This is a genomic window from Citrobacter sp. wls757 (assembly GCF_005280935.1).
Lineage (GTDB): Bacteria > Pseudomonadota > Gammaproteobacteria > Enterobacterales > Enterobacteriaceae > Citrobacter > Citrobacter portucalensis.
In genome coordinates, this window is the sequence record NZ_SZWU01000012.1 from 1 (window position 1) to 877 (window position 877).

Annotated in this window: 2 pseudogenes; both read left to right on the forward strand. The window is 55.2% G+C overall.

Features of this window, described 5'->3' with window-relative positions:
- A pseudogene (locus FDW94_RS01320) lies at nt 1-361 on the forward strand (phosphomannomutase CpsG); the annotation flags it as partial.
- 54 nt (nt 362-415) lie between these two features.
- Nucleotides 416-877 (forward strand): annotated as a pseudogene (locus tag FDW94_RS23695) (undecaprenyl-phosphate glucose phosphotransferase); the annotation flags it as partial.

The following is an 877-nucleotide window of genomic DNA, read 5'->3' on the forward strand; positions in this document are numbered from 1 at the left end:
TTTTGCCTATTGCGACAGCGGAATGATCCCGTGGCTGCTGGTGGCGGAGCTGCTGTCTCTGAAAGGGAAGTCGCTGGGCGAACTGGTCCGTGACCGGATGGTGGCCTACCCGGCGAGCGGAGAAATAAACAGTACGCTGGCAGAGCCGGCGGCAGCGATTGCGCGTGTGGAGCAGCATTTTTCCCGTGAGGCGCTGTCGGTGGACAGAACGGACGGTATCAGCATGTCGTTTGTCGACTGGCGCTTCAATTTACGCTCATCCAATACCGAACCGGTGGTGCGCCTGAACGTGGAATCGCGCGGAGATATTCCGTTGATGGAAGCGCGAACGCGCACTCTTCTGGCGTTACTGAATCAGTAATGCTGGTGCTTCCTTTGCCCGAAGCTGGGCAAAGGGTGACTAACAGGAACCACGATGACACATCTAAAAAAGCGCGAACGCGCCAAAACCAATGCGTCGTTAATTTCGATGGTGCAACGCTTTTCAGATATCACCATCATGTTTGGCGGGTTGTGGGTAATCTGCGAATTAAGCGGTTTGCCTTTCCTGTACATGCACCTGCTGGTGGCGCTGATCACGCTGGTCGTTTTTCAGATGCTCGGTGGCATAACGGATTTTTATCGCTCCTGGCGCGGTGTCAAAATATCCACTGAGCTGGTGCTGTTGCTGCAAAACTGGACGCTGAGTCTGATTTTTTGCGCAGGTCTGATCGCCTTTAATAACGATTTTGATAACCGTCTCGCCGTCTGGCTGGCGTGGTATCTGCTATCCAGCGTTGGCCTGGTGTTGAGCCGTTCGTTTATTCGCTACGGCGCGGGATGGTTGCGTAATCGCGGTTATAACACGCGCCGGGTGGCGGTGGCAGGGGACCTGCCC